This window comes from Salinibacterium sp. G-O1 (assembly GCF_030063305.1).
GTDB lineage: Bacteria > Actinomycetota > Actinomycetes > Actinomycetales > Microbacteriaceae > Rhodoglobus.
Genome location: NZ_JASISV010000001.1, coordinates 1,072,250 through 1,093,935 on the forward strand (window position 1 = coordinate 1,072,250; position 21,686 = coordinate 1,093,935).

Consider the following 21,686-nt stretch of genomic DNA (forward strand, 5'->3'; position numbering starts at 1 on the left):
ACAGTATGTGCGTGCCTTCGCCGACCCCACGACGCAAACGTGCAACCGTTCACGAGGTCGCCTCGGAGGCGGGCGTCTCCCGCGGGACGGTCAGCAGGGCCATCAACGGCGACCGGTACGTGTCGGCCGAAGCCCGTAAGGCAATCGACGCCGCGATCATCAAGACGGGCTATGTCCCCAACCTCGCAGCCAGAAGTCTTGTGATGCAGCGCTCTCAGGCCATCGGGTTGCTTGTGCACGAACCGCACTCGATGTTTGTGGAGGACCCCAACATCGGTGACATCCTGCTGGGCGCAAACCGGGAACTCTCCAAGGCTGGCTACCTCATGACGATGCTCGTGGTCGATTCGGAGGGCGACACCGCTCCGATCGAGCGCTATCTCAGCGGGGGCGTCGTCGACGGGGTCATCGTGATCTCAGCGCGACGTGACGATCCCCTTACCGCCGTCATCCGTCGGCTGGGGCTCCCCGCCGCCTTCGTCGGGCATCCGCCGGATATTGAGGGCATGTCGTTCGTCGGCATCGACAACCACAAGGCGGCGGAGGCGATCACGCTGCGCCTCATCGGCACCGGCCGCAAGCGGGTCGGGATGATCGCTGCCGCCCTCGACCGTGACTCGGGCGCCGACCGGCTCGCCGGGTTCACTGCGGCCCTCGGTGACGATTTCGACCCCACCCTCGTGAGCGCGGTCGACCTCTATTCGTACTCGGAGGGGGTTCGCGGAATGCGCGCGCTGTTGCAGCGCGAGCCGAACATCGACGGGGTCTTCGCCGCCTCCGATTCACTCGCGGCGGGTGCCCTCGACGTGCTCAGGGAGGCCGGATATCGTGTGCCGGAAGACGTGGGCATCGTCGGATTCGACAACAGCGACTGGGCGACCCGCTGCGACCCTCCACTGTCGACGGTGGACCAGCCCGCCGCGGGGCTCGGCACGAGTGCGGCACGGTCGGTTCTCAACCAACTGGACGGGGTCGGACCGGAGCCGGGCGGGATCTATCTCGATACCCCGATCATTTGGCGCGACTCCGCGTAGACCGGCCGATCGTGCGGCGGGGTGCACGTGTGCCGGTACCGTTATGACATGGCTGATGACGCGCGCGAGATCCTGACCTGGAACGACTTCGGAACGGCATCGCGCGAGCTCGCAACCAAGGTGGTTCTGAGCGGTTTCGAGACCGATGTAGTCGTCGCGATCGCCCGCGGTGGATTGCTGCTGGCCGGAAGTGTCGCGTATGCGCTCGGGGTCAAGAGCTGTGGTGCCGTCAACGCGGAGTTCTACACCGGGGTCGGCACACGGCTGCCCGAGCCCGTGATGATGCCTCCGCTGCTGGACGAGGCATCCATCGTCGGTAAGAAGGTGCTTCTGGTGGACGACGTCTCCGATTCGGGCCGCACGCTCGCGATGGTCGTGCAGCTGCTTGAGCTGGGTGGAGCCGAGGTTCGCACCGTCTGCCTGTACTCGAAGCCCGGCACCGTGCTCGAGCCCACGTACACCTGGCGCAAGACGGATCGCTGGATTGACTTTCCGTGGTCGGAATTGCCGCCGGTCACCCCGGAGGAAGCCGCAGCCTGATGCCGGAACCGCTGGCCGGTCGGATCGACCCGAGCTGGACTCGCGCGCTCAAGCCGGTCTCGAACCAGTTCGCGGCGATGGGCGATTTCCTGCGGGCCGAGACGGCTGCCGGGCGCGACTACCTGCCGGAAGATCAGAACGTCCTGCGGGCTTTCAGCTATCCACTGGATGGCGTTCGCGTGCTGATCGTCGGGCAGGATCCGTATCCGACGCCGGGGCACGCTGTCGGGCTCTCATTCTCGGTCGATCGGAACGTGCGGCCGGTGCCGCGCAGCCTGCAAAACATCTACCGCGAACTGCACGAAGACCTGGGGGTCAAAATCCCGGATCACGGTGACCTCGGCGCATGGGCGTCGAAAGGCGTCATGCTGTTGAACAGGGTGTTGACCGTGCAGGCTGGGTTGGCAGGATCGCACCGTGGCAAGGGGTGGGAAGCCGTGACCGGGGCGGCGATCCGAGCCCTCGCTGACCGTCCGGGCCCGCTCGTCGCGATTCTGTGGGGACGGGATGCCGCCAGCCTGAGCCCGCTGCTCGGATCGACCCCCACCATCGTCAGTGCGCACCCCAGTCCGCTGTCTGCCCGAAAAGGCTTCTTCGGCTCGAGACCATTCAGCCGCGCCAATGAACTGCTGGCTGACCAGGGCGCAAGCCCGGTCGACTGGTCACTTCCTGAGTAGGCTCGATTCATGCTCGAAGAGGAATACCAGCCGCGTCGCCAGCTGCCCCCTCACCTTCGTCCGGCGCCGGTGCGAGAGGCTCCATTTTCGTTCACGCTCCGGACGGCCGAACTCGGTGACTTGCCGAGCATTCGCGAGATCTACAACCACTACGTGCTCAACTCGTCGATCACCTTCGACAATGTGCCCTGGACCTTTCCGGTGCTCCGCAAAAAATTCGAGGATGTGACCCAGCGAGGGTTCCCGTTCATCGTGGCGGTCAGTCCGGGCGGGCAACTGCTCGGTTTCGCCTACGTCTACCCGTGGAAGGCGAAGGCGGCCTACCGGTTCAGCGTTGAGAACCACATCTATCTCGGGCCGGCCTCCGCGGGCAAGGGATTGGGCAAGGCAATGATGGCCGAGCTGATCGCCAGGTCACGTGCGGCCGGTGTCAGGGAGATCATCGCCGTGATCGCCGACAAGAATGCCGACGCCTCGATCGCTATGCACGAGAAGCTCGGCTTCAGAGTCGTTGGCCACATGGGCCGAGTTGGTTTCAAGTTCGACCGCTGGCTGGGCACCGTGACCATGAGGCTCGCTCTGCGCAAGTAGGGTCGCGGTGCCCGCCGGTCAGGCGGTCGGGGTGGCCCTGCGCATGAGGAAGAATCCCGTCACCCCCGCGATCGCCGTGATCACCAGGCTCCACAGCATCGACCCAACCAGGCCAGCTGTCGCGAAGAATTCGCCGACGGCTGGCCAACCCTGAGCGAAGAAGATCAGAGCAACAAGCCCGATCAGGCCGAGCCCGATGATGATGAAGAACATCACGAGCCCGGTCGCCTTCCACCGAACCCACACCGACGCAGCGGCTGCTCCCACGAAGAAGAAAAACAGGAAGGCGAGGAAGAAGACGAGCAACCGCTCTGCCGGGGTTTCCCCGAAGTAGAAGGTGGTGAACATCTGGGCGCCGATGCCCCAGCCATTCGTCGCCTCCTCGATCAGGGAGAGGATCGTGAGAGCGACGCTGTAAGCGGCAGACAGCAGCACGAACGTCAGGGCACTGCCCAGGTAGAAGTCGCGCCGGGTCACCCCGAAGCCGAGCGCGAACGGGAACGTGATGCTGATGGCCTGCACGGCCACCACGAGCATGTACACGAAGATGAAGAAGTTCGACCCCGAATACTGAAGCCCGTCCCGCGCGTCCGCAGTGTCGCTCGCAACGCTCAGAATGAGTGCCCAGACCGCGAGGGTTCCGGCGAAGATGATGCCGAGGATCACCCACGGCAGAATGATGGTCGTCCAGGGGTTAGCGAGATGCAGGCGCACGATGTTCAGGATGCGCCGCATCGGTGTCGCAGGGGCGTGGACGGTGGTGGTAGTCATGCTCTTGCCTCGATTTCTTTCTCGTTGCCGCCGAGCTCCGTCAGGTTGGTTCGGCGGATGATGAGCTGTTGCAGGGACACCGGTGACAATTCGAGGCCGGATGCCGCGGCATCCGCTCGCTCGGTCGATGTCAGACCGGCGATCGTGACCGAGGCGAGCCCGCCGATCCCGTCACGATGGAGCACTTCCCGGTTGCCGATGAACGCGTCGACGGCACCGCTCGGGCCGACAACGGCTGTAGCGCTGCCGCGTAGCTCGTCTGCGGTTTCGTCGATGATGATCTGGCCGTCGTCGATGACGATCACGTGCTCGAGCAGGTTCGCCACCTCGTCAATGAGATGGGTGGACAGCACGATCGTGCGGGGGTGCTCGGCGTAATCCTCGAGGAGGCGGTCGTAGAAGATCTGTCTCGCCACGGCGTCGAGGCCGAGGTATGGCTCATCGAAGAAGGTGAGGGGCGCGCGCGAGGCGAGACCGACGATCACGCCGATGGACGACAGCTGCCCGCGCGAGAGCTTCTTGATCTTTCGGTCGAGGGGAAGCCGGAAGTCAGCGATCAGTCGTTCAGCGAAGTCGGCGTCCCAGTTCGCGAAGAACCATGGCGCGCTCTTGAAGACATGCTTGGCGCGGAAGTCTTCCGGGTAGCGCTGGCTCTCCTTGATGAACGAGATGTTCTGCAACACCGAGGCATTCTCGACGGGTGACTGCCCGAAGACGTTGATGTCGCCGCTGGTGGCGAATTGCTGCCCCGTGAGCAGTTGCATCAGGGTGGTCTTGCCCGCGCCGTTTCGACCGAGCAACCCACAGATCGTGTTCTCTTCGATGGAGAACGATACGTTGTCGACCGCCGCGAGCTTGCCGAAGTTCTTGGTGAGGTTCGATACCTCGATGATGGTCGTCATGGCGTACCTTCCTTCGTGAGCATGGCGGTGAGCTGGTCTGCGGTGATGCCGAGTTTCATAGCTTCGGCGATGAGGGGGCGGATGAAATCCACAGGGAACTGTTCTCGTCGTTGTTGCACGAGGCGCTCCCTGGCGCCGCTGGCGACAAACATGCCAATGCCTCTTTTCTTGTAGATCGCACCGTCGTCAACGAGCAGGTTCACGCCCTTGAGGGCGGTCGCCGGATTGATGCGATAGAAGACCGCAATCTCATTGATGGATGGCACCTGGCTTTCTTCGGCCATGACGCCGGTGATGATGTCGTTCTCGATCTGTTCAGCAATCTGAGTGAAGATCGGGCGAGACTCGTCCAAGGAGACCCTCCTTCCGGTGAGTTGGTTAGTTGGTTCAGTGACTAACCAACCATGTTGCGTCAGCCGTGTCAAGACCTAGGCTCGGAAAGTGTTCGAACTTCATCACCTCACCGCCCTGGAACAGCTCGACTGGCTTCGACGCGGTGAGGTGACGCCCACCGAGCTCGCCACCCACTACCTCGAACGCATAGAGCGACTCGACAGCGAGTTGGGCGCCTTCACCACAGTGACGCCGGATGCCGCACTCTCGCGCGCTCGTCACCTCGAGCAGCACGTACCGAAGTCGGCCGCACTGTGGGGACTGCCGTTGGGTGACAAAGACCTCTGGCAGCGAGCCGGTGTGCGCACCACGTTCGGCTCCAGGCTCATGAACGATTTCGTGCCCGAAGAGTCAGACGACATCGTCGTGGCCATGGACGAGGCCGGCGGCATCAGTCTCGGCAAGACCAACGCACCCGAATTCGGGCTGCCCGCCTACACCGAATCGCTCGTCGCGCCTCCCGCACGCACCCCGTGGGACGTGACGCTCGGCGCAGGAGGCAGCAGCGGGGGAGCGGGCGTTGCCGTGGCGGCCGGGTTGCTTCCCGTCGCCCCCGGCTCTGACGGCGGTGGCTCCATCCGCATTCCGGCAGCGGCGACCGGGCTGGTCGGGTTGAAACCGTCCAGGGGACGCGTTCCGACGGGGTCAGGGTTCCTCTCGCTGGGCGGGCTCGTCGCCTCCGGCCCGCTGGCGCGCACGGTCGCCGACGCTGCGCTGCTGCTCGATGCGATCTCGGGGCCATCCCCGTGGTCGGTCGGCCCGCCCAGTTGGGACGGCGGCCCGCTGTTAGACGCCGCGGTGCGAGGCGAGGGCAGATTCCAGCTCGGAGTCATGACCACCTCGCCCTGGGATGACGCCTACGACATCACCGTGTCACCGGAGGCTGCCGAGGCGCTCGAGTTCGCGACGAAACACCTGGATGCGCTCGGCCACGGTCTCGAGGAGATCCGGTTGCAGAGTGACCCCAGCTACGCTCCAGCCTTTCGCGCGATCTGGCAGGCGGGGGCCGCCAATATCCCCGCAGAGGGCGAACAGCTCGAGTTGCTCGAGCCGCTCACGCGCTGGCTGGTCGCCCGCGGGCGCGAGCTGGATGCGCGTCACCTGGCGACCGCGCTGCAGCAGCTCGCGATGTTCGAGCGCAGCGTCATCCATCAGTTCGCGTCGTACGATGCGATCCTGACCCCGTCACTTGCGATGACCCCGCGCCCGGTCGGCTGGTACAGCCAGGATGACCCCGAGCTGAACTTCGCCCAGCAGGTGCAGTACACGCCGTGGACGAGTTTCGTGAATGTCAGCGGTCTTCCCGCAATCACCCTGCCCCTGTCGATGACGGCTGAGGGCCTGCCGATGGGGGTGCAGCTCATCGGCCGTCCGGGGCGCGAAGACGTGCTGCTGGCGATCGGAGCCCAGCTCGAGCGCCGCTGCTCCTGGCAGCACAGGCACCCTCCGCAGTGGTGACCGCGTCGAGGCTGTGAATCGTCTTAGGGTGCCCAACGTTAGGTAAGGCATGCCTATACTGGAATGACATGATCACCCCTGAGACTTACGCCGCCAGCATCGCCTGGAACCCCAGAGACGCCGACCGGCTGTTGCTCGCGGGGGATGAGCACGCGCTCGACACCATCAAGGTGATCCTCGCGACCCTTCCGGCCAAATCCCGCGGCCAGGTGTTCATTGAGGTGCAGTCGGAAGCCGACATCGAGCTGATCGCAGCCCCTGGCAGGTTCGCCGTGTGCTGGCTGGTTCGCGACAGAGGACAGGCAATGCGACGTTCGGTCGATGCCTGGCTCGCCGAGATGCTGCCCGTCAGCGCCTTCGGCGAGAGCACCGTCTACTCGTGGATCGCGTCAGACGGTCAGGCCAGACTGCTCAGCTCGAACTAGCAGGAAGCCTGCTGGGCCTCAGGCCCACCAGCAGCGCGCTCGCCGTCCAGAGAGCCTCTGCGTTGCCCGCGGTGTTAGCGCTCTTGTGCGTGCGTCCGTCCGGCTTCAGCCCGTCGAAGTATGTGCCATTCGCCGCCTCCACGCTCTCGACAGTCGCCAGATGAACGAGAGGGGTCGCACCCTGTTCCGCCGAGATGCCCCAGTGGCCGCCGGACAGGAATTTCGCAGCCTTCATGACCGGCGAATCGCTGCCGAAGCCGGTCGCTACCGTCCCCGGGTGGAAGCTGTAGGCCTCGAGACCTCGAGCCGCCAGCGATTGTGTGAACAGGATCGTCGCGATCTTCGACGTACCGTAGGCCTTCCAGCCGCCCAGCCACGCGCGCTTCTTCCATTGCAGGTCATCGATGCGCAGGTCGCCGAACGCGTTGGCGATGCTCGCAGAGCCGATCACCTTGGCCTTGCTCGCCACCAGCTTCGGCATCAGCAGGTTGGTCAACAGGAACGGTGCGAGGTGGTTGTGCTGGATGGTGCGCTCGAAACCGTCGGCAGACACACCACGCTCGTGGATCAGTCCGCCGGCGTTGTTGGCCAGCACATCGATGCGTTCGTAGCGCTCGAGCAGCCTCTGGGCCAGAGCACGCACATCGTCGAGACGGTCGTAGTCCGCCAGAAACGGGGTGCCACCGATATCGGCGGCGACCTTGCGGGTGCGCTCGGGGTTGCGGCCGACAACCGCGACCTCCCAGCCCTCGGCCGCGAGCCGGCCAGCGGCATTCGCCCCGATCCCGGAACTCGCCCCGGTGATCACCACAGTCTTCGTCATCGGCCGTAGCCACCCTTCGCCAGTCCCGCCTCGATCTCGAAACGGTTGAGTCTCGCATCCCGCCCGGCATCAAGATAGAGCGGGATGAGTGCAAGACCGTACTTCTTCCATTGGGCGCAGTGCACGGCCTCGTGCTCGAGCACACGAGGGCTCGTATTGTTCGTCGTGAGGTACACCGCGCCAATCGTGGTCCCACCTCGACCGTAAGCCCATTTCGGCAATCCGGATGCCACGACCAGAGTTCCGGCGCGCCGCATCCTGAATCGCCCGAGCACCCCACCCCAGACCCACGCGCATGCTGTCGCGAACCAGAAGCCCGGGCGTGCCACGACCGGATGGAGCAGGATGGCGCGCAGCCAACCGAGCCGGCTAAGGCGGCGCACAATGCCACCGGCAGCGCGAGCCGGGGACTCAGCGGAGCGGGATTCATCGGTCGGCATGGTTCGCAGAATACAGTGGCTGCATGGTCGCAGGCATTCAGCACGTGGCGATGATCTCCATGCATACGTCCCCGGTCGCCCAGGCGGGCACCGGAGATGCTGGCGGGCTCAACATTGCCGTTCTCGGTGTTGCTGCCGAGCTTGCGATTCGCGAGGTGCAGGTGGATCTCATCACCCGCGCCGAGGGAGAACCCGGCACGAGACAGCTGTTGCCCGGCGTCACCCTGCACGAGGTTGCCGCCGGGCCTCCCGGAGTGCTCCCCAAGGGTCGGCTGCCTGAGGTCACTGACGAGTTTGGCGAGGGGGTTGCGCGACTGGCCCGCAGCGTCTCCAGACCGTGGGATCTCATGCACGCGCACTATTGGCTGAGTGGCATCGCGGTGCTGCCGGTGTCACTCGAACTGCAGCTTCCGCTGGTGCAGAGCTTTCACACGATCGGCGCAATGAAGAATGCTCTCGCAGCCCCCGGGGCAGCACAGGAGCCTGAGCAGCGTGTGCGCAGCGAGATGTTCATCGCCAATCAGGCCGATGCGATCATCGCAGCGTCATCGGCCGAAGCGACGGCGCTCATCGACCTTGCTGGCGCCCCGGCCAATCGCACGTGGATCGTGCCGCCGGGCGTCGACCTCGGCCTGTTCAGCCCCCGCCCCGACGCCGCTCGCGAGGCCATCAGGACGGCTCTCGGACTCGAGGGTGACCGCCCGCTGGTCGTCATCGTCGGTCGGGTGCAGCCGCTGAAAGGCCACGAACTCGCGGTGCGTGCGGTCGCCGAGCTGCGCGCGATGCGCGGCTGGGCGCCCATCCTCGCCGTGGCGGGAGAGGTCACCCCAGGGGACGAAGCGTTCGTGGAGCAACTGATGCTGCTCGCGAGCGAGCTGGGCGTGGCATCCGATGTCAGATTCGTCGGTGCGGTTCATCGCGACGCCCTCGCCGACCTGCTCTCCGCTGCGGCCGTGACGATCATGCCGTCGTTCTCTGAGACCTTCGGCCTGGTGGCGTTGGAGTCAGCGGCGGCCGGAACCCCCGTGATCGCGTATCGCACCGGCGGGCTTGCCGAGTCGGTCAGCGACGGGGTCTCCGGGCTGCTGCTCGGCACCCGGGATCCACGCTACTGGGCGTCGGAGATCGCCATCCTGATCGAAGATCACGAACGCCGGGAGGCGATGGCACTCACCGCACGCGCCCACGCCGAGCGCTTCACGTGGGCGACCGCCGCCGCGAGCCTGCTGGGCATCTACTCCGAAGTGGCGCGCTGACACCGCGCACCGTAACAGTGCTTAGCAATCGGCCGACGTTCTGCCGGGCATGGCACCCTGACAGAAGTTGGGAAGAACATCACCGGGAGCTGCGGCAATGACAGGGCACGACGAATCATACGAGCGAGACGGATTCGCCACGCGCCAATTGCACTCGGGTTCGGCGCGGCGCGGCAGCTCGGTGAACCCGCGCGTCACGCCGATTTACATGACCGCCGGTTTCGTGCTCGACGACTTCGACCAGGCCACCGAACTGTTCAGCACGGGCGACGGATACTCCTACACCCGGGTATGTAACCCCACCAACGAGGCGGTGGAGCGCGCTGTCGCAGACCTCGAGGGTGGTGCCGAGGCACTGCTCGTGGGAAGCGGGCAGGCGGCGCTCGCGGTGACCCTGCTCGGGCTGCTGGCCTCGGGAGATCATCTGGTCTCGGCATCCAGCCTGTATGAGGGCACCCGCGGCTTTCTCATCGACAACCTACCCCGCTACGGCATCGACACCGCGTTCGTGGATGACGCCAACGACCCGCTCGCGTGGGAACGGGTCATCCAGCCCAACACGCGCGCGCTGTTCGCCGAGTCGATCCCCAATCCGAAGAACGACATCCTCGACATCGCCGCCGTCGCCTCCGTCGCTCACGCTCACGGCATCCCGCTCATCATCGACAACACCCTTGCGACGCCCTATCTGCTTCGACCGCTCGAGCATGGCGCGGATATCGTCATCCACTCGGCCAGCAAGTTTCTCGCGGGGCACGGTGCGGCCCTCGGCGGCATCGTGGTCGACAACGGCCGCTTCGACTCCGAGCGATCCGGCGCGCTCTTCCCGCACCTCGTCGAGCGGGGGAGGCTCGGTGGGCCCAGCTTCGCGGAACGAGCCGGCGGCAGCGCGCGCATCAGCTACCTGCGCGAGGTGATGGCGCTGCGGTTCGGGCCCACCCCATCGCCGTTGAACGCGTTCCTCATTGCCCAGGGCATCGAGACGCTCTCGCTGCGGGTTGAGAAGCAATCGCAGAACGCGCTCGGCGTGGCCCGATGGCTGGACGACCAGAGCGAGGTGCAGTCGGTCGACTACTCCGGACTGGAAACAAACCCGTTCCACGAGCTCGCACTGCGCTACCTTCCCGACGGCCAGGGTGCGGTGTTCTCGTTCACGCTCAAGGGTGGGCTGAACGCGGCGCGGGCGTTCGTGAATGCGCTCCAGACCGTCACCCACATGACGCACCTCGGCGACGTGCGGTCGCTCATCCTGCACCCCGCCACCACGAGCCACAATCTGCGTACCGACGACGAGCTTGAGGCGAGCGGGATCTGGCCGGGCACGCTGCGACTATCCATCGGGATCGAGGATCTGGCCGACCTCATCCGGGATCTTGATCGTGGGCTGGCCGCGGTGCGCGCAACGAGCGATGAGGCAGTGATGTCATGACAAAGCAACAGCACCTCGGATGGTTCCTCGCCCGTGGATTCGGGCCACAGGGGTGGGGCCATCCCTACCTCGAATGGAACTACCGGTGGACAGACCCTGCGCTGTACCAGCAGGCCGCCCGCGAACTCGAGCAGGGCGGCTTCGACCTGCTGATCATCGAGGATGCGCTGTCGCTCGGCAACGCCTCCACGATCGATCTGCGTGTTCGCCAGGCCTTCGGTGGGCCGAAGCTCGACCCACTGCTGCTGGCGCCGTACCTGTTCGCGGCGACCTCGAACCTCGGCGTCGCGCCCACGGTCAACCCCGCGGCGTACCACCCGTACACCGCGGCGCGACAGTTCGCCAGCCTGCAGCACCTCAGCGGGCACCGGCTCGGCCTCAACGTGGTCACCGACACCGGCAGCGCACGCCACTTCGGCACAGAGCAGCTCGGGCACGATGCCGCCTACGACCGCGCTGAAGAATGGCTCGGCGGCATCCGTGACCTGTGGCGCAGCTGGCCGGAGGGATCACTGATCGCCGATCCCGCGAAGGGTCGATATGCCGACGGCTCGCTGCTCGACCCCGTGCAGCACCGCGGCGACTATTTCAGCTTCGACGGGCCCCTCAACAACATCCCGTTCACCGACGGTGAACCGCTCATCATCTCCCCGGGAGGCTCGGGACGCGGGCTGGGATTCGCCGGAGCCAACTCCGACGTGCAGCTCGCCCTGGCGCCGCTCGACTCGGCCAGCATCCGCGACTATCGGGCGCGCATCCATGAGGCGGCCCGGCAGAAAGGGCGGGACCCGGCCGACGTGACGATCCTGTTCGCCGTACAACCTGTGCTGGTGTCCAGCGCCGAGGAGGCCGACCGGCTGGTGGCGGCATCCGCGAACCCGGATGACGCGGCGATCCGCTACGTCGCCGAGCGCCAGTCGAGCGACCTCGAGACAGACCTCACCACGCTCGACTTCGACGCACCGCTCGACCTTTCCGTCTTCGGAGACCACGTCTCGCAGGGCAGCATCAAGCGCCTGCTGGGCGGGTACGACCCGGCGACCACCCCGTTGCGGGCGATGCTCGCCAAGCAGGCGCGGCTGGGCCGCATCAACGACCGCAGCGGGTTTGTGGGCACGGCCGAAGAGTTCGCCGACCTCATCGAAGACCTGGGGGAGTCGGCCGACAACGACGGCATCCTGCTGTGGGGCGACCTGCACCCCGTGACAGTGCACCGGATGCTCGACGAGCTGGTTCCGATTCTGCGTCGCCGCGGCATCCTCCGTACCGAGTTCGGCGGCGGAGGGCTTCGCGGCAACCTGAGCGACTTCTGACCTCAGCGCGCGGGCCGGGCGCCGACCGCGCCCGTTTGGCGCGTCCGCGCACGGGCGCACACGCGCGCACGTGACAAGCGGGCGCGGACGCGAGCCGCAGCGCTCAGGCGCCCGGTCGGCCGTAGGTCTCGAGCAGCCGCAACCAGATCTCGTTCATCGTGGGGTAGGCGGGCACCGCGTGCCACAGCCGATCGATGGGCACCTCGCCGACGATCGCGACGGTCGCGGCCTGCAGCATCTCGCTGACGTCCTGACCGACGAAGGTCACGCCGAGCAGCACCTTACGCTTCTCGTCGACGACCATGCGTGCCGTGCCCGTGTAGCCATCGGCCTGAACGCTCGCGCCGGCGACGTGGCCCAGTTCGTAGTCGACGACCCTGATCTCGTAACCGGCATCACGTGCGGCCTTAGAGGTCAGTCCCACGGAGGCGACCTCGGGCTCGCTGAATGTGACCTGCGGCACGGCCTCGTGATCGGCGGTGGCCACGTGGGCGCCCCACGGCGCGTCATCCACGTCGTTGCCGAGCGCTCTGGCGACGATGACGTCGCCGACGGCGCGGGCCTGGTATTTGCCCTGGTGCGTCAGCAGCGCACGGTGGTTCACGTCTCCGGCGGCGTACAGCCAGTCGCTGCCCCTGGCCTTCATCGTGTCATCCACGTCGATCCAGTCGCCGGGGGTGAGTCCGACAACCTCCAGGCCGATATCGGATGTCCGTGGCACCCTGCCCGTCGAGACGAGCAGCTTCTCGGCCTGCAGTACCTCGCCGTCGATCGTGATCGCGAAGCCGTCCGCTGTCGCCTCCACCTTCGTGGGTGACGCTATGCGGATGTCGACTCCGAGCTCGGTGAGGCTCGCCGCGACCAGCTCGCCTGCGAAGTCCTCCTGGCCCTGCAGCAGCCCACTTCGGCTGAGGAGGGTGACCTTCGTGCCGAAGCTGACATACGCGGTCGCCATCTCAACGCCGACGACTCCACCCCCGATGATGGCGAGGCTCGCCGGGGCCGTCTGGGCGCTCGTCGCGTCGCGCGGGGTCCAGGGCTGGGCATCCTTGAGGCCGTCGATGTCGGGCAACATGGGGTCTGAGCCGGTGCAGACGACGACAGCGTGGGTGGCGCTGAGCACGGTCCTGGCTCCGTCGCTCGCGGTGACGGTGACCTCTTTGACGCCACTGAGCCGGCCGTGGCCGCGCACCAGGGCGATGCCAGCGCTGTCGAGCCAGTCCACCTGGCTCTGGTCGTCCCAGTCGTGAGTGAAGCTGTTCCTGCGGGCCAGCACGGCCGCCACATCCAGCTCGCCGCTCACCGCCTGCTTCGCGCCACCCACCCGTTTCGCAGCCCTGAGCGCCATGCCGCTGCGGATCAGCGTCTTCGACGGCATGCACGCCCAGTATGAGCAGTCGCCCCCGACGAGTTCACTTTCGACGACGACAGCGGTGAACCCGCCCTGCACGATTCGGTCGGCTACGTTCTCGGCAACCGCGCCTGCGCCGATGACAATTACGTCGAAGTGGGTTTGGGGGGATGCGTTCACGATCAGCTCCTGGTGAGAGTGGGTGGTTGAGATTGCGGTTAGCGACCGATGAAATTCGCGGGCTGCCGGGTGATGAACGACTCCATGCCGATGCGGGCATCCTCCGTCTGAACCAGACGCACCAGTTCGGGCTGCAGCGCGGCTTCGGCAGCGGCATCCCCCTGCCTGACCGCGATGCGCGCATTCGCCAGGGCAGCCTGAACAGCGAGCGGGGCCTGCGCGGCGATGCGGCCAGCGATCTCCAGCCCGCGCGCGTACTGCTCACCGTGCGGCACCACCTCCTGCACCAGCCCGATGCGATGCGCTTCGGCGATCGGGAACGTGTCGCCAGTGAGCACCCATCGCATGGCATTGCCCCAACCAACTGCCCGGGGAAACCGGATGGTGGCGCCACCGAAGGGCAGGATCCCGCGGCCGACCTCGATCTGCCCAAACACTGTGCTGTCTGCGGCAACCACGACGTCGCTCGCGAGCATCAGCTCAATGCCGAGGGTCAGGCATGTGCCCTGCACCGCAATGACGACGGGTTTCGTGAGCTGCTCGCCGGAGACCTGCCACGGGTTGATCCCACCCTCGGGAACACTGTCGAGGCCATTCGCGTCGATGCGCGGGCCGACGTCGGCGAGGTCGAGTCCTCCGGTGAAGTGGTCGCCGTGCGCAAAAACAAAGCCGACCCGCAGCTCGGGGTCGCGCTCGAGCACTCCGTATGCGAGCGACAACTCCTGGAGCATCTGCAGATCGGCCGCGTTGCGCTTGTCTATCCGGTTGAGACCGATGAGTAGGATGTGGCCCTCACGCTCGACGGTTATGCGGGGCGTTGCAGTTGTCTCGTCATCGTTGGCGGTCATGCTTCCACACTACGGGCCGCCCGGTGGGCGCCGGAAGGACGGCCGGTTTAGGCCGCCGAGTTGAGGGCGCCGATGATCCTGAGGATCGTGGGCATGTCGTCAGCCGACTCAGCGATGGATGCCGGTGCGAATTCGGTCACGCCGGCGCCCGCAAGCGGGTAGCGCTCCAGCAGCCCCTTCACCGTCTCGACAAGCGTCGTTGCCGTCACACCGAATGGCTGAGGAGAGCCGAGGCCGGTGAAGTCGGCAGAGTCGATGACGTCGAGGTCGATGTGAATGTAGACGGATGTCGCGCCCGTCGCCTCGACCGCGGCAATCAGCGTCTCGGCGCTCACGCTGCCGGCCTCGACGCACCTGATGTTCTTCTCTTCGACGAAGGCGTCCTCTCCCGGGTCGAAGGAGCGCGCCCCCGCCAACACCACGCGGGACGGCTGCAGGGTGGCGCTTGGCACGAGCTGCTCGGGCCCCTCGCCCATGAGCGTGCGCAGCACCATGCCGGTGAACGCCCCGGACGTGCTCGACTGCGGCGTGTTCAGGTCGGGATGCGCGTCGAACCAGACGACCGCGACATCCGGTTTCTGGAGGGCATGGCTGATGGCGGCGAGCTCGACTCCGCAGTCTCCACCGATCGTGATTGCGGTGCCGTCGGCTTCTCGCAGGGAGTGCGCGAGGCGATCCCGCACCATCATGATCGAACTCAACCGGTGAACGCCCGTGCCCTGGGCATCTCCGGCTTCGAGGGGAATGTCGACAACCACGGTTGATGACGATGGCAGGTCGCCCCTGATTGCCTCGGCACCATCGACCAAACGCATGGCGCGAGACGAACCGGAACCCTGCCACTGGGGCACTACGACGAAAGTGGCTGGCATGCGAGAACCTTATCGCGTGGCCCGCGCGAGGTTTGGCTCCGTGGCATGCGAAAGGGCGGCCGACCGAGGTCGACCGCCCTGACGTTTCTACTACTGGCCGATGGCCTGCGGTGCAGCCCCGCCAGCCTTCAGCGCGGCGAGACGTGCGTCTACCTCGGCCTGCTCGCTGATGTCTTCCAGACCCTCGAACTGAGCATCGAGGCTGGATGCTGCGAGCTCCTGCTGACCGGCGACCTTGGCCTCTTCGCGGCGGATCTTGTCTTCGAATCGACCGAGCTCGCTGGTGGGATCCAGCAGGTCGATCGACTTGATCGCGTCGAGCACCTGACCCTGGGCCTCCGCGGTCTTGGAGCGGGCCACCAGCTCGTCGCGCTTGGCAATGAGCTGCGACAGCTTGACGTGCATGCCGTCTAGCCCCTTTTTCAGGGCGTCGACCGTCGTCGTCTGCGACGCGATAGTCGGTTCTGCGCCACGTGCCTCGTTCTCAGAGGAGACCTGGCGCTGCAGCGCGATCTTCGCAAGGTTGTCGAACTTGTCGGCATCGCCGGTGTTGCCTGCCGTGCGCAGCTCGTCGGCCTTGTTGCTGGCAGCGAGCGCCTTGCGGCCCCAATCGGCGGCGTTGGCGACATCCTCCGCGTGGTCCTGCTCCATGAGGCGCAGGTTTCCGATGGTCTGCGCCACCGCGCTTTCGGCCTCGGCGATGCTGTTGGTGAAGTCACGCACGAGCTGGTCGAGCATGAGCTGAGGATCTTCGGCCTGGTCGATCAGGTTGTTGACGTTGGCTTTCAGGAGCTGGGAGATGCGCCCGAGAATTGTCTGCTTTGCCATGAACATGTGCCTTTCGTGGGGTGGAGTGGATGTGCGAAAGCCTGCCTAGAACCTACCGCCGCGGCTGCTGCGACCACTACTGCCGCGAGATGAGCTGCGCGAGCTGCCGCCGAAAGAGCTGGATCGCGAGGTTCGGGAGCTACTCGAGCGGTTGCTGCTTCGGCTGCCGGACCCTCCGCCGCTCCAGCCGCCTCCGCCGCCTCCGCCGCCACCGAAAAGCCAGTCGCTGACGATACCGCCGAGATCGGCGCCGTCGCTGCCAGCGTAGGAGTTGCCGCCGTATCCGCGCTGCTGAACCTGGAAATTCGAGACGTCGGCACGCGCATACTGCAGGGCACTTCCGGCGAGTTCGCTTGCCCGCTGAGCCTCCGCAAGGGCGGCCACCGGATCGGTGACGGCCAGCGCCGTCGCCTGCGCGAGGTGCCGGTCTGCTTCACTCGCGCGAGTGCGAGCGGTGTCGCCGATGCCGCCGCGGCGGGTGGCGATGAAATCGTTGGCGCTGGCCAGCTGTGCTCGCGTGGCGGCCAGCGTCGCGTCGAGCATGCCTCTGGCCTTCTCGACCTGCTGCTGGCCGTCCCGCACCCGAGTGAATACCTGTTCCAGTTCGCCGTTGGCCTTCGCGAGCGCGGGCAGACTTGCGATCGGGTCGGTGGCGTCCGTCGAGTCGAGCGCTGCTTCGGCGGCGGCGATCTGCGTTTCCATTCCCGAACTCACCGCGTCGAGCGGCAGGGCTTTCGCCGCAGCAATGTCGCCTCTGGTGTCGGCCAGTGCCGCCTCGAGAGCGGTATTTGCCTCGGCGAGGTTCTCCGCGAGGGTGTCGATAGCGGCACTGAGTTGGCCGATCTGGTCGAGGGATGCCTGCGCCGACCGGATGGCGACCGCCGCCTCACTCAACGTGCCAGCGTCGATGGCCCGCTGGGCGTCCTGAATTGTCGCCGTGGCGAACTCAAGGAGTTTCGTTGCCTGGTCGATGTTGTCGTGCACCTGTTGGGTCGCGGCGAGTGAGTATGCGCTCTCCAGCCGGGTCAGGGCCACCCTCGCGGAATCGAGCCGTTCGCGTGCCGCGGGCATGCCCGCTCGAAGTTGCTCCACCGCGCGCGGGGCATCCTTTTCCAGCGCTCTCAACTCGTCGAAAGCGTCGGCCTGCGCGTCGAGCTCGGCATCGGCTGCCTCGCACAGGTCGATGATTTTCGTCGTCCATTCGCGCTTCTCATCATCCGAATCAGGTTCCGAGTCGTCCAGTTTCTGTCTGAGCCTGAATGCCTCGGCCACCTTGACCCTGGCGCTGGCGAGCGCCGCGGAAAAGTCTGTGGTCGCCTCGTCGCCGAACTGGGCCACGGCGAACCCCAGCTCTTGCTCGCTCGTCTTGAGCGAGTCATCCAGCTGCACCAGCAGGCTGGCCGCGCGCCTGTCGAGCTCGCTTTGCGACAGTTGGCCGGTGACGGAAGAGCCCACGCCCGCTGAGCGACGTCGTCTCATTCGGGAGAATATGAACACCCCGGCCCCGATCACGACCACCCCGCCCACGATCGGCAACACCGGGATGGTCGCTGCAGGGGCGCTGTCGTCCACCGGCATGTTCGACCCCTTCGGTGTGAACGGTCCGACTACTCCCGTAGCTTCCGCCGCATATCCGTCGGCTGAAGCGATTACGGCCTCAGCCCAGCGATCGTCGCGCAACAGCGGGATCAAGGAATCCGACTCCACCCTGCTCAGCTGGGCATCGTTGAGAGTGAAGTCGTCAGCGACCGAGATCTCGAAATTGCGGTCCTGAATAGCGATGGCCAGCAGCATGTCGCTGCTGCCGAGGCCGTTCCGAAGCGCTGTCTGTGTCGCCCAGTCGCCGTCAGCTGCGCCGGTGAAGGTGTCGACATAGACGACGAACAATTGGATGCGGCTGCGCTCGTACAGCGAATCGATCGCGGCCCGCACCCCCTCCTCGTCGCCGGCGATCGCGCCCACGGTGTCGAGCACGTAGGCGCCGCGGAGGTCGACAGGATCCTCGGCATGGGCAGCCGGGGCCAAAAGCAGCAGGCTGCCGGCCGCGAGCGCAACACTTGCCCACAGTTTTGGCCACATCGCAGACTCCTTCTGATCTAGAGCATGACGTCGATACTGCGTTTCCAGCCTAGCGATCACATTCCGGTCACGAGATTCGGGCAAACTTCACCGTCTGACGGCCATCGGCTAGGGTCGGTGTCACGAACGGACCGTCGGCACAATGGTGTGACGACGGTCCTTCGGCATTTACGGGGAGCGGGCGCTAGCGGAGCGTGATCGGCGACAGCGGGCCGCCAACGAGGTCGAGCTCGGGAGTGTCCGGGCGGATCATCGAGCTGTCGGCGGTGAAGTCGATCGCAGCCGACAGGTCGTACTCGCCCGCCGGCACGGCGGGCAATTCATCGCGGAATGACGCCTCCAGGTCGTCGGCAACCTCGCAGCGCACTGGGGTGAACGATGACTGGTATTCCATGGATGCCCCCGGCTCAAGATCGATGATGGCGAGCGACATGATCATGGGGCCGTTGCTGTGCCACAGCACCACGCCGTCCTGCGACAGCGTCAGGGCGGGAGTCGCGTTGGAATAGCCCATGACCCGCGTGGAACTCGTGTTGGTGAGCCGCACTGTACCCATCACCGGGTCGGTTCCTGCCGGTGCTTCAGCGGGGAAGGCGACATCCAGCTGCAGGCCGTAGAAGCTGGGCGCAGCCTCCGCGAGGCTTCCCTCGCACAGGTTGAGGCGCTCGGCGGGCGCGCGCTTGATGGCGGAGTCAGACGATTCCTGCGGCGCACCGGCCTCGATGGATGGGCCACTGTCTGCCTCGCCCTGTGAGGTCATCATCGCCGGCGACGAGAACTGGGAGGTCTGCACGGCGACAGTCGCAATGCCGACGATGGCGAGCGCACCCGCAGCCCCGGCCACTATTTGGCGGGGGAGTCGTCGGCCCCGGCTTCTGGCGATGACCCGTTTCGGATCAATCGTGTTGCGAGGCCCATCGCTCGAAGCGAAGAGGTCGCGCAGGTCTTGTTCACTGGGCATGAGTCGCCCCCGTCGTTGAGTCTCGTGATTCATCCCGAAGTGAGCGCTCGGTTTCGCTGGTGAGGGAGACGGCCATCTTCGCGAGCGCGTCGCTGAGGTAGCGCTTGACGGCTCCCTGGCTGATTTCGAGTTCGTCGGCGATGGACGCCACGGTGAGGTCTTCGTAGTAGCGCAGCACAACGCAGGCGCGCTCGCGGGGAGTGAGTCGCATGAGTTGATGACGAAGGTCGACGCTGGCATCGGTCGATGCGTCAGCCGCCTCCGTGACCTCGGGCGACGCCTGCAGGTGCGCGATCTTGCGCCAGTTGCTGGTGCGCCGCCCGCCATCCAGGAAAGTGTTCAGGATCGTGCGTCGCACGTAGGCTTCCGCGCTCGCGATCGTGAAGCCGTTGCGAAGCCGACCGAACGTCTTCACCAGCGCCTCCTGCACGAGGTCTGAGGCGTCATCCTCACTGCCAGACACCAGATACGCGTAGCGGGTCAGGGCGTCACCGCGCTCGGCGACGAGCCGGGTGAGGATCCCTTCCCAACCCGGTGCGTCGCTCCTGGTCCTGGCCACGCCACGCCTCTCCGGAAATGCCGCCCCGAGAGGGGTGGTCGAATCGAATGTAGTGGTGGTCACACCTACTAAGACGACCGACCGGCGGGAAACGTTGGGGCTAGCCCAATTTTTCCCGGAGGAGCGCGAGCTGCTTGTGCACTGCGGCCGGGACTCGCTCTCCGAAGGTCGCGAAGAATTCCTCGGTCGAGTCGGCCTCGCCGCGCCACTGGTCCTTATCGATCGCGAACAGCTCGGCGAGGTCATCCTCTGACACATCGAGACCGTCGACATTGAGAGCTCCCTCGAGGGGGAGTAGCCCGATCGGGCTGTCCTTGGCGGCGACCTGGCCATCGACCCGCTCGAGGATCCACTCAAGAACCCGCGAGTTCTCGCCGAAACCCGGCCACAGGAACGATCCGTCTGAACCCTTGCGGAACCAGTTGACCTGGAAGATGCGCGGGACGCTGCCCGAGGTGCGCAGCCCTGCCCCAATCTTCAGCCAGTGGGCCCAGTGGTCGGCCATGTTGTACCCGACGAACGGCATCATGGCGAACGGGTCGCGCCGCAATTCGCCCACTGTGCCTTCGGCGGCCGCCGTCCGCTCGGATGAGATCGTGGCACCCATGTAGACGCCATGCTCCCAGTCCCGTGCCTCCACCACTAGCGGCACGTTGGTCGCGCGGCGACCGCCGAAGATTATCGCGTCGATAACGACGCCCTTGGGGTCTTCCCAATCATCCGAAATGCTCGGGCATTGCTTCGCGGCAACGGTGAATCGTGAGTTCGGGTGAGCGGCCGGACGACCCGATTCGGGAGTCCAGTCTTTACCCTCCCAGTCGATCAGGTGCCGGGGGACTGCGTCGCTCATTCCCTCCCACCAGATATCGCCGTCATCACGCAGCGCGACATTGGTGAAGATGGTGTTGCCCCAAATGGTGTTCATCGCCGTCGGGTTGCTCTTCCAGCCCGTGCCGGGAGCGACGCCGAAGAAACCCGCCTCGGGGTTGATGGCGCGGAGGCGGCCATCGGTGCCGCGACCCATCCAGGCAATGTCGTCCCCGATCGTCTCAACGGTCCAGCCGGGAATGGTGGACTGCAACATCGCGAGATTCGTCTTGCCGCAGGCGCTCGGGAAGGCGGCGGCGACATGAAACACCCGTCCGCGTGGGTTCGTGATCTTGATGATGAGCATGTGCTCAGCGAGCCACCCCTCCTCGCGAGCCATCACCGAGGCGATGCGCAGCGCGAAGGCCTTCTTCGCGAGGATGGCGTTGCCGCCGTAGGCGGATCCGAACGACCAGATTTCGCGGGTCTCGGGGAAGTGGCTGATGTACTTGGTGTCGTTGGATGGCCACGGCACGTCGGCCTGGCCTGCTTGAAGCGGCGCTCCGACACTGTGGATGGCGCGCACCCACTTGGTGTCTTCTCCGATCAGCGAGAGCGCCTGCGAGCCCATGCGGGTCATGATCCCCATGCTGCAGGCGACGTAGGGGGAGTCGGTGACCTGCACGCCCAGGCGTGAGAGGGGTGAGCCGAGTGGGCCCATCGAGAAGGGCACGACGTACATCGTGCGGCCACGCATGCTTCCGAGGAACAGCGGATCGAGAGTCGAGCGCATCTCGGCCGGATCGCACCAGTTATTGGTGGGGCCAGCATCGTCGGGGTCTTCCGAGCAGATGAACGTGCGCGACTCGACCCTCGCGACATCCTTCGGATCGCTGCGAGCGAGGAAGCTGTATGGCCGGTACTCAGCGTTGAGTCGGGTCAGGGTTCCGGAGGCGACCATCATGTGGGTGAAGGCGTCCACCTCGGCCTGGGAGCCATCGCACCACACAATGTGGTCGGGCATGGTGAGTGCTGCGATCTCGGTGACCCACGAGGTGACCGATTCCGGTACGCCATCGGGGGTGATGAAATCAATTGACGTCAGCTCTGCGATGCTCATGCTGTGCTTCTCCGATCAATAATGTGGTG

22 protein-coding genes are annotated in these 21,686 nt (G+C 65.8%); 9 read left to right on the forward strand and 13 right to left on the reverse strand.

The annotated features are described in order from the left end of the window. Positions 1-5: 5 nt before the first annotated feature. From QMG83_RS05245 to QMG83_RS05260, 4 genes are read left to right on the forward strand one after another with little or no spacing between them, the layout of a single operon-like run. A complete protein-coding gene (locus QMG83_RS05245; RefSeq protein ID WP_283504276.1) occupies positions 6-1,034 on the forward strand; it encodes a LacI family DNA-binding transcriptional regulator in 1,029 nt (342 codons plus the stop codon). Between the two features lie 48 nt (positions 1,035-1,082). Continuing rightward, entirely contained in the window at positions 1,083-1,574 is a 492-nt protein-coding gene (locus QMG83_RS05250) for a phosphoribosyltransferase (protein WP_283504277.1), read from the forward strand. After that, complete coding sequence (locus QMG83_RS05255) at positions 1,574-2,251, forward strand: uracil-DNA glycosylase (protein ID WP_283504278.1); 678 nt, start codon at positions 1,574-1,576, stop codon at positions 2,249-2,251. Before QMG83_RS05250 ends, QMG83_RS05255 begins: the two co-directional genes overlap by 1 nt. A gap of 9 nt (positions 2,252-2,260) precedes the next feature. After that, positions 2,261-2,842, forward strand: coding sequence for a GNAT family N-acetyltransferase (locus QMG83_RS05260; protein WP_283504279.1), 582 nt, complete (start codon positions 2,261-2,263; stop codon positions 2,840-2,842). Positions 2,843-2,860: 18 nt separating this feature from the next. Here QMG83_RS05260 and QMG83_RS05265 read toward each other — a convergent pair whose 3' ends face one another. Genes QMG83_RS05265 through QMG83_RS05275 form a run of 3 tightly spaced genes read right to left on the reverse strand, consistent with a single transcriptional unit; the run spans position 2,861 to position 4,868 of the window. Beyond that, the gene (locus QMG83_RS05265) at positions 2,861-3,613 is read right to left on the reverse strand and encodes an ABC transporter permease (protein ID WP_283504280.1); all 753 of its coding nucleotides are present in this window, start codon (positions 3,611-3,613) and stop codon (positions 2,861-2,863) included. Further along, positions 3,610-4,515 carry an ABC transporter ATP-binding protein gene (locus QMG83_RS05270; RefSeq protein ID WP_283504281.1) on the reverse strand — a complete coding sequence of 302 codons (906 nt, stop codon included), beginning with the start codon at positions 4,513-4,515 and terminating at the stop codon, positions 3,610-3,612. The genes QMG83_RS05265 and QMG83_RS05270 overlap by 4 nt, the downstream gene beginning before the upstream one ends. Further along, positions 4,512-4,868 (reverse strand): GntR family transcriptional regulator, encoded by a 357-nt coding sequence (locus tag QMG83_RS05275; protein ID WP_283504282.1) that lies wholly within the window; start codon positions 4,866-4,868, stop codon positions 4,512-4,514. The genes QMG83_RS05270 and QMG83_RS05275 overlap by 4 nt, the downstream gene beginning before the upstream one ends. Before the next feature lie 88 nt (positions 4,869-4,956). Here QMG83_RS05275 and QMG83_RS05280 point away from each other — a divergent pair, with 88 nt between their 5' ends. After that, positions 4,957-6,366, forward strand: coding sequence for an amidase (locus QMG83_RS05280; protein ID WP_283504283.1), 1,410 nt, complete (start codon positions 4,957-4,959; stop codon positions 6,364-6,366). Between the two features lie 68 nt (positions 6,367-6,434). After that, entirely contained in the window at positions 6,435-6,791 is a 357-nt protein-coding gene (locus QMG83_RS05285; RefSeq protein WP_283504284.1) for an SIP domain-containing protein, read from the forward strand. Here the strand turns inward: QMG83_RS05285 and QMG83_RS05290 are convergent. Continuing rightward, on the reverse strand, positions 6,778-7,614 hold the full coding sequence (locus tag QMG83_RS05290; RefSeq protein ID WP_283504285.1) for an SDR family NAD(P)-dependent oxidoreductase: 837 nt from the start codon (positions 7,612-7,614) through the stop codon (positions 6,778-6,780). The genes QMG83_RS05285 and QMG83_RS05290 overlap by 14 nt on opposite strands. Beyond that, a complete protein-coding gene (locus QMG83_RS05295; RefSeq protein ID WP_283504286.1) occupies positions 7,611-8,054 on the reverse strand; it encodes a hypothetical protein in 444 nt (147 codons plus the stop codon). The genes QMG83_RS05290 and QMG83_RS05295 overlap by 4 nt, the downstream gene beginning before the upstream one ends. A gap of 23 nt (positions 8,055-8,077) precedes the next feature. Here QMG83_RS05295 and QMG83_RS05300 point away from each other — a divergent pair, with 23 nt between their 5' ends. From QMG83_RS05300 to QMG83_RS05310, 3 genes are all read left to right on the forward strand, one after another. After that, a complete protein-coding gene (locus QMG83_RS05300) occupies positions 8,078-9,310 on the forward strand; it encodes a glycosyltransferase (RefSeq protein WP_283504287.1) in 1,233 nt (410 codons plus the stop codon). 97 nt (positions 9,311-9,407) lie between these two features. Further along, positions 9,408-10,739, forward strand: coding sequence for an O-acetylhomoserine aminocarboxypropyltransferase/cysteine synthase family protein (locus QMG83_RS05305; protein ID WP_283504288.1), 1,332 nt, complete (start codon positions 9,408-9,410; stop codon positions 10,737-10,739). Then, the gene (locus QMG83_RS05310) at positions 10,736-12,052 is read left to right on the forward strand and encodes an LLM class flavin-dependent oxidoreductase (protein WP_283504289.1); all 1,317 of its coding nucleotides are present in this window, start codon (positions 10,736-10,738) and stop codon (positions 12,050-12,052) included. Before QMG83_RS05305 ends, QMG83_RS05310 begins: the two co-directional genes overlap by 4 nt. 103 nt (positions 12,053-12,155) lie before the next feature. On the opposite strand, the gene QMG83_RS05315 is transcribed toward QMG83_RS05310, so the two are convergent. The 8 genes from QMG83_RS05315 to QMG83_RS05350 all read right to left on the reverse strand — a co-directional run bounded on the left by QMG83_RS05315 (position 12,156) and on the right by QMG83_RS05350 (position 21,657). Next, on the reverse strand, positions 12,156-13,583 hold the full coding sequence (locus tag QMG83_RS05315) for a dihydrolipoyl dehydrogenase family protein (RefSeq protein WP_283504290.1): 1,428 nt from the start codon (positions 13,581-13,583) through the stop codon (positions 12,156-12,158). Positions 13,584-13,621: 38 nt separating this feature from the next. Continuing rightward, a complete protein-coding gene (locus tag QMG83_RS05320) occupies positions 13,622-14,431 on the reverse strand; it encodes a crotonase/enoyl-CoA hydratase family protein (RefSeq protein ID WP_283504291.1) in 810 nt (269 codons plus the stop codon). Positions 14,432-14,478: 47 nt separating this feature from the next. Further along, a complete protein-coding gene (locus QMG83_RS05325) occupies positions 14,479-15,303 on the reverse strand; it encodes an arginase family protein (protein ID WP_283504292.1) in 825 nt (274 codons plus the stop codon). Positions 15,304-15,393: 90 nt separating this feature from the next. Beyond that, positions 15,394-16,131 carry a PspA/IM30 family protein gene (locus QMG83_RS05330; protein WP_283504293.1) on the reverse strand — a complete coding sequence of 246 codons (738 nt, stop codon included), beginning with the start codon at positions 16,129-16,131 and terminating at the stop codon, positions 15,394-15,396. Between the two features lie 45 nt (positions 16,132-16,176). Continuing rightward, positions 16,177-18,210: a TPM domain-containing protein gene (locus QMG83_RS05335; protein WP_283504294.1), complete on the reverse strand. Its 2,034-nt coding sequence runs from the start codon at positions 18,208-18,210 to the stop codon at positions 16,177-16,179. A gap of 184 nt (positions 18,211-18,394) precedes the next feature. Beyond that, complete coding sequence (locus QMG83_RS05340) at positions 18,395-19,171, reverse strand: hypothetical protein (protein WP_283504295.1); 777 nt, start codon at positions 19,169-19,171, stop codon at positions 18,395-18,397. Further along, positions 19,161-19,793: a sigma-70 family RNA polymerase sigma factor gene (locus QMG83_RS05345; protein ID WP_283504296.1), complete on the reverse strand. Its 633-nt coding sequence runs from the start codon at positions 19,791-19,793 to the stop codon at positions 19,161-19,163. Before QMG83_RS05345 ends, QMG83_RS05340 begins: the two co-directional genes overlap by 11 nt. A 37-nt stretch (positions 19,794-19,830) precedes the next feature. Further along, positions 19,831-21,657 carry a phosphoenolpyruvate carboxykinase (GTP) gene (locus QMG83_RS05350; RefSeq protein WP_283504297.1) on the reverse strand — a complete coding sequence of 609 codons (1,827 nt, stop codon included), beginning with the start codon at positions 21,655-21,657 and terminating at the stop codon, positions 19,831-19,833. Between the last annotated feature and the right edge of the window lie 29 nt (positions 21,658-21,686).